This is a genomic window from Bradyrhizobium sp. 142 (assembly GCF_023074015.1).
Taxonomy (GTDB): domain Bacteria; phylum Pseudomonadota; class Alphaproteobacteria; order Rhizobiales; family Xanthobacteraceae; genus Bradyrhizobium.
Window position 1 is genome coordinate 1 of sequence record NZ_JADPKQ010000265.1, and the last position, 5,832, is coordinate 5,832.

Annotated in this window: 7 protein-coding genes; 2 read left to right on the forward strand and 5 right to left on the reverse strand. The window is 63.8% G+C overall.

Annotation, left to right across the window (positions count from 1 at the left end; translation table 11 throughout):
• Positions 1-260 precede the first annotated feature (260 nt).
• Together IVA82_RS23835 and IVA82_RS23840 are read right to left on the reverse strand one after the other, a co-directional pair.
• Positions 261-884: a GNAT family N-acetyltransferase gene (locus tag IVA82_RS23835; protein ID WP_247389500.1), complete on the reverse strand. Its 624-nt coding sequence runs from the start codon at positions 882-884 to the stop codon at positions 261-263.
• Positions 885-966: 82 nt separating this feature from the next.
• On the reverse strand, positions 967-1,170 hold the full coding sequence (locus IVA82_RS23840) for a DUF1127 domain-containing protein (RefSeq protein ID WP_247389501.1): 204 nt from the start codon (positions 1,168-1,170) through the stop codon (positions 967-969).
• Between the two features lie 109 nt (positions 1,171-1,279).
• Between IVA82_RS23840 and IVA82_RS23845 the strand changes: the two genes are divergently transcribed.
• The gene (locus IVA82_RS23845) at positions 1,280-2,179 is read left to right on the forward strand and encodes a transcriptional regulator GcvA (RefSeq protein WP_247389502.1); all 900 of its coding nucleotides are present in this window, start codon (positions 1,280-1,282) and stop codon (positions 2,177-2,179) included.
• 62 nt (positions 2,180-2,241) lie between these two features.
• On the opposite strand, the gene IVA82_RS23850 is transcribed toward IVA82_RS23845, so the two are convergent.
• The 3 genes from IVA82_RS23850 to IVA82_RS23860 form a co-directional block, all read right to left on the reverse strand.
• On the reverse strand, positions 2,242-2,655 hold the full coding sequence (locus IVA82_RS23850) for a Rieske (2Fe-2S) protein (RefSeq protein ID WP_247389503.1): 414 nt from the start codon (positions 2,653-2,655) through the stop codon (positions 2,242-2,244).
• A gap of 80 nt (positions 2,656-2,735) precedes the next feature.
• Positions 2,736-3,848 (reverse strand): amidohydrolase family protein, encoded by a 1,113-nt coding sequence (locus IVA82_RS23855; RefSeq protein WP_247389504.1) that lies wholly within the window; start codon positions 3,846-3,848, stop codon positions 2,736-2,738.
• Between the two features lie 25 nt (positions 3,849-3,873).
• A complete protein-coding gene (locus tag IVA82_RS23860; protein ID WP_247389505.1) occupies positions 3,874-4,932 on the reverse strand; it encodes an amidohydrolase family protein in 1,059 nt (352 codons plus the stop codon).
• A gap of 162 nt (positions 4,933-5,094) precedes the next feature.
• Here IVA82_RS23860 and IVA82_RS23865 point away from each other — a divergent pair, with 162 nt between their 5' ends.
• Positions 5,095-5,577: a CinA family protein gene (locus tag IVA82_RS23865; RefSeq protein WP_247389506.1), complete on the forward strand. Its 483-nt coding sequence runs from the start codon at positions 5,095-5,097 to the stop codon at positions 5,575-5,577.
• Positions 5,578-5,832: the final 255 nt, after the last annotated feature.

Sequence of the window (5,832 nt, forward strand, 5' to 3'; positions counted from 1 at the left end):
AGCCGCCCAAGGCGACCTTTGTCACGAGGCTTCAGATCAGCCGGTTACCCAACCAACCTGCTCGTCAGCTACCAGACTTATCGACAATTATCCGGGTGGATTCCTCCTCCACTGGTGACACGCGCCCTTCGGGGCACACAGCGAAATCCGGGGAAGCCTGTCAACGCCGCAAAAATCCCGGATTGCGCTATTGCTCCATCCGGGCCACGAAAATAAAAAATGCCCGGCTCTGGTTCACCAGGGCCGGGCTTGCAGTGGTGTCAGGCCGAGGCTGAGGGGCTGTCGGCCTGACGGGAAAGGCCGGCGAGACGCCAGCTGGCGCAGGGAATGTCCTTGGGCGCGACCGTGATCTCCTTGTCGAAGCGCACCAGCTTCCAATCGTCCGGATGGTTGACGAAGGCGAAGCCGGATTTGCGCGCGAGCGAGATCATGGTCTCGTTGGCGCGCAACGTGTCGCCAAACATGTGCTCGGCGCCAAGCGCGGCGGCGCGGCATTCGAGGTTTGCAAGTAGCGCGGTGGCGATGCCGCGACGCTGCCAGCGGTCGCCAACCGACAGGCCGAATTCGAACGACGAGCTCTCCTCGTGAAAGGCATAGCGCGCTTCGGCGACGATGGTCTCGAAGCCGTCCACCATCATCGTTGCGACGACGGTGAAGCGTTCGCGCTCACCAATCTGGAGGAAGTCGTGAAGCAGGCCTTTCGGCAACTCGCTGATCGCGCCGAAGAAGCGGTTGTAGCGGGAGCGGGTCGAGAGCGAACGGAAATAGTGCTGGAGCTCGTCGGTGTCGCGCGGCTCGATGAAGCGAACGTTGAGCGCCTCGCCTTGCCGGGTGCGTAACGTGTCCGAATATTGCTTCAGGTCTACCAGCCGAAGGAGGCTCATGACAGGCGCCTTAAGAAATCTGCCTTGCGCAGAAGGGACCGCCGGCGCCCCTGTGATCAGGCGGCGCCGGCCTGGCGGCCAATCAGGCCCGCCAGAAGGGTTTGTCGGCCTCATAGGCGATGTCGGTCCAGGACAGGCCAACGTCGTGGAGATCGCGGGCGGTCCAATGGGTCAGCTCACGTCGGGTCCGGTAGCGCTCATGCCAGACGTGAAGCGTCTCGCCGATCTGGGTGAGCAGCCCTGATGCATGATGATTTGTCATCGAATTGTCGGTCAACGTAGACATTTTCAGCTCCTGGAGCTAAGTTGACGCTAATATCTGCTCGGCTAGGCCCTTCGACAAACGACAATTTGTACCCCTTCGCATGAAATAAGATCATGCATCCTGTTGCCAAATGACTGCCAGATTGCCGTCTCTGAATGGGTTGCGGGCGTTCGAGGCAGCGGCGCGCCACCTCAGCTTCACGCTGGCCGCCGCCGAGCTGAACGTGACGCAGACTGCGATCAGCCATCAGATCCGCAGGCTTGAGGAGGAGCTCGGCCTCCGCCTGTTCATCCGGCAGAATCGTGCGCTGGCGCTAACGCCGGAGGCGCGCGACTACCTGCCGGGCGTCCGCGCCGCCTTCAACGACCTCCGGCTTGCGACCGACCGGCTGCTGCGCAAGGACGACGACAAGGTGCTGACGGTTTCGACCCTGGCCTCGCTCGCCGCCAAATGGCTGCTGCCGCGGCTGACGGATTTCCAGGAGCAGCACCCCGGCATCGACGTCCGCATCACCACCTCGACCGGCCTGGTCGACTTCCAGCGCGACAATGTCGATGCCGCGATCCGCTACGGGCGCGGCCAGTGGCCGGGCCTGCGCGCGGACTGGCTGATGGCCGACGAGCTGTTCCCGGTGTGCAGCCCTTCGCTCTTGCGCGGTGACAAGCCGCTGCGCCGGCCGGAAGATCTGAAAGACCATCCGCTGCTGCACACATCCAATGCCAACAGCGACGACTGGCGGCTGTGGCTGACGGCGGCAGGCCTGCCGGCCGACCTCGCCAAGCAGCCCGGCATCACCTTCGACATGATCTTCATGACCATCCAGGCCGCGATCGACGGCATCGGCGTGGCGATGGGACGGACCTCCTACGTCCAGGACGACATCGCCAAGGGCCGGCTCGTGGTCCCCTTCAAGATCGCACTGCCAGCCGACGCCGGCTTCTACGTGGTCGCGCCAGATGGCCGCCGCGAAGCGCCGAAGCTGGCCGCCTTCCGCCAATGGGTGGTCGCTGCAGCGCAAAATAGAGCCTGAAAAATCATCAGCTCCTGCGGTCCAAGAACGGGACGAGGGAGCGCAGCTCGCGCGCGGCGGAGCTACAGCTCCACCACCACGTAGTCGCTCTCGACCTGCACCGGAATCGTCTCGGCGACATACGGTCCCTTCACCACGCCCGCGCCCGGCTCGACATGAGCCGGATACGCCTTCACGCGGAAACGGCGTGGATCGCAATAGGACTGGCCGGTGCGGACGTCGAACTCCCAGCCATGCCAGGGGCAGCGGATGATCTCGCCGAGTTTCGTATATTCGATCTCACCGGGGTCGCTGGATTGCGCGAGACCGATCAGCGGGCCCTCGCACAACGCCGCGCCCTGATGCGGGCAGCGGTTCATCAGGCCGAAATACTCGCCTTTGATGTTGAAGATCGCGATCGGCCGCCCTTCGATCTCCAGGAATTTGCGCGTCCCCGGCGGAAGCTCGTCGACCGGCGCAATCACGTGTCGCGCCATGCTCTATGTCTTCCGCATAATCTCCGCGCAAACGCGTTCCGCGTTTGTCGCGAGGAAAAACCGCTTCACACTTTTTCGGATCATGCGGCGATGCCGTAGAGCTTCTTGGCATTGCCCAGATAAAACGCCTCGCGATTGGCCTCGCTGACGCCGGCCGGCAGTACGCGCGACGGCTCGTCGTAATCCCAATGCGGATAGTCGGTCGCGAACAGCAGCCGGTCCCAGCCGATCCACTTGATGACGTCGAACAGATCCTCGCGCCGCTCCGGATCCTCCATCGGCTGCGTGGTCCACCACACCTGCTCGCGGATGTATTCCGACGGCGGCCGTTTGACATGCGGCACCTCGCTGCGCAGCCGCTGCCAGACCTTGTCGAGCCGCCAGGCCAGCGACGGCGCCCAGCCGAAGCCGGCCTCGATCATCACCATCTTCAGTTTCGGGAAGCGTTCGAACACGCCTTCGAGCACAAGGCTCGCGAGTGCCGATTGCTGGCACTGCGAATGGCCCACCATTTCCTCGATGTAGTAGCTCGGCCAGCCCGACGGCGTGATCGGGTTGCCGCCGAAACCGAAGGCGTGGACGCCGACGGGCAGGCCCGCTTCTTCCGCGGCCTGATAGATCGGCCAATAGCGGCGCTGGCCAAGCGGCTCGACATTGCGGCTGAGCAAGAGCACCTGCACGAAATTCTTGTCGCCGGCGCGCTCGCGGATTTCGGCGGCGGCCGCCAGCGCATCCTCATTGCCGACGACGATCGAGGCCTTCAGCCGCTTGTCCTTGCTGGTCCATTTGTCGATCTGCCAGTCGTTGATCGCAGAGCACAGCGCGGCCGACAGCTCGTGATTTCGGATCCCCTGCCCGGTGTTGAGCGGATTGAGCACGCCGAGTTGCACGTTGTGGGGATCGAGCAGCTGTTGCTGCATGAAGGAGAGCGACGAGCCCTGCGGACCGCCCTCCGGCGGATAGGCATCGCGGCGCGAGGCGTTGGGCTGGGCCTTCGGATAGGGTGGCCCCTCCATCATGCCCTGATAGGCATGGACGCCGTAGACTTCGAGATGATGCTGCCAGCGTTTGGCGAGGTAGGGATAAAGCTCGGTGCGGGTCGTGCGTGCCGGATGGATGTCGCAGTCCGCGATCGCGGTCTTGGTGGTCAGGGGGGAAGCGGCTTCTAGGCCCTCGCGGAACTGGATATTCATCGCCTTGCCTCCTTTGGCAGTGGGCTCACGTCAGGCGGGGATAGGTTGCATGCGGATTATCGATCATGATCTTGCGCACGAGATCGGCGGTGAGACCTTCGGGCAGCGCGTCCTGGCCATCGAACTGCCAGTGCGGATAGTCCGTGGAGAATAGGACCAATTCGTCCGACTGCATATGATCAAACAGGCGAATTAATGTCGCCTCGTCCGGCGGCGCGTCAAATGGCTGTAATGAGAAGCGGATGTTGCTGCGCACAATCTCCAGCGGCGCGCGGTCGACCCACGGCGTCTCCATTCGCACCCCGCGCCAGAACTTATGCAGGCGCCAGAGATAAGGGGAGATCCAGGAGACGCCGGATTCCAGCAACACCATCTTCAGCCGCGGGTGGCGGACAAACACGCCCTCGATGATCAGGCTGGTGAGCTGGGTCTGGAACGCCTGGGCCTGACCGACATAGTCCTCGATGTGATAGGACCCCCAGCCCACTGCGGTCGGCGGATTGTGATAGGCGGAACCGGCGTGGATGCCCACGGCGAGTTCCAGACGTTCCGCGGCCTCGTAGATCGGCCACAGCGTGCGCTTGCCGAGCGGCGTGTCGCCCATCACCAGCATCAGCACCTGCACGAAGCGGCGATCCGCCGCACAGCGCTCGATCTCGGCAACGGACTTCTCGACACTCTGCGTCGGGATCACGATCGAGCCGCGCAGGCGCGGGTCGCGGTCGAGCCATTCCTTGGCCAGCCAGTCGTTCAGCGCGCGGCAGAACGCGGCTTGCAAATCCTCGGAAAACACCATCTGCACGCCGTAGATCGGATTGCAGATGGCGCGAGAGACCTGGAAGGGATCGAGCACGTGGCGCTGCATGTCCTGCAGGCTTTCGCCCGGCTTACCGCTCGCGGGGCGCCAGTCCGGCCGCGCCGTGATCGGCGAGTTCTCCGGATAGGATTGCGAGACGAGATCGACCATGCCGCGCGTCGTCACCTGGTCGCGCCAATAGTCGCTCAGATACGGGAGCAGGCTGGTCAAATGCGGCACGGCCGGGTGCACGTCGCAATCCACCCCTCCGGCGATCAGGGACGCCATGACGTCTCCCTTTTGCGTTTCCTCATGTCTGTTGCGCAGCGCTTCGCCGCACCTCTTGCGTCCCGCCATTCAATCAGGCCTGCCCGCCGCCCGCAACTCGGCCAATGGCGCTGTCATATGCTAGGAAGGCTAGCTCGGTTGCGATGGAGTGAGGTACTGGACATGAAAGAGCTCGTCGGCATTGCGGAACAGGTCGCGGCCAAACTGATCGCGCGCAAACAGACCATCGCGATCGCAGAATCCTCGACCGGCGGCCTGATCTCGGCCAGCCTGCTCGCGGTGCCCGGCGCGTCAGCCTATTTCCTCGGTGGCGCCGTGGTGTACACCCGCGATGCACGGCGCGTGCTGATGGATATTTCGGATGACGGCATGAAGGGCTTTCGCTCGTCGTCGGAGCCCTATGCCAAACTACTGGCCGAACAGGTGCGCGGCCGTTTCGGCTGCGACTGGGGACTGTCCGAAACCGGCGCGACCGGCCCGAGCGGTAATCGCTACGGCGATGCGGCCGGCCACAGCTGCATGGCGGTTGCGGGGCCGGCATCGGAGGTGATGACGCTCGAGACAGGCAGCAACGATCGCTTCGCCAACATGCATGCGTTCGCGGCGACGGCGCTGAAATTATTGCTGAAGAATTTGGAGGGGTGACTGCTGCACCGGCAGCGATCACACTTTCAGTACCGTCATCCTCGTATGGGGAGTGAGTTGTCAAGAGGGCGTCGTTTGATGGCGGCGGTCTTGGGCGCCGCGGCGAGGAGCGGTCAAGGCTGGCCGTAGGCCACCGCCGGAGACGGCGCGGCAGCGGCCTTGAGCGCGACGAGCTCGGCGCCACAATGGCGTCCCTGCAACGCACGCGATGACGATAACAGGTGTGACGTGATGCGAGGCCTGGGCCGTGAATGA

Coding starts and splice junctions, on each gene's coding strand:
- IVA82_RS23835 (WP_247389500.1), bottom strand. CDS start 884: ATGAGCCTCCTTCGGCTGGTAGACCTGAAGCAATATTCGGACACGTTA.
- IVA82_RS23840 (WP_247389501.1), bottom strand. CDS start 1,170: ATGTCTACGTTGACCGACAATTCGATGACAAATCATCATGCATCAGGG.
- IVA82_RS23845 (WP_247389502.1), top strand. CDS start 1,280: ATGACTGCCAGATTGCCGTCTCTGAATGGGTTGCGGGCGTTCGAGGCA.
- IVA82_RS23850 (WP_247389503.1), bottom strand. CDS start 2,655: ATGGCGCGACACGTGATTGCGCCGGTCGACGAGCTTCCGCCGGGGACG.
- IVA82_RS23855 (WP_247389504.1), bottom strand. CDS start 3,848: ATGAATATCCAGTTCCGCGAGGGCCTAGAAGCCGCTTCCCCCCTGACC.
- IVA82_RS23860 (WP_247389505.1), bottom strand. CDS start 4,932: ATGGCGTCCCTGATCGCCGGAGGGGTGGATTGCGACGTGCACCCGGCC.
- IVA82_RS23865 (WP_247389506.1), top strand. CDS start 5,095: ATGAAAGAGCTCGTCGGCATTGCGGAACAGGTCGCGGCCAAACTGATC.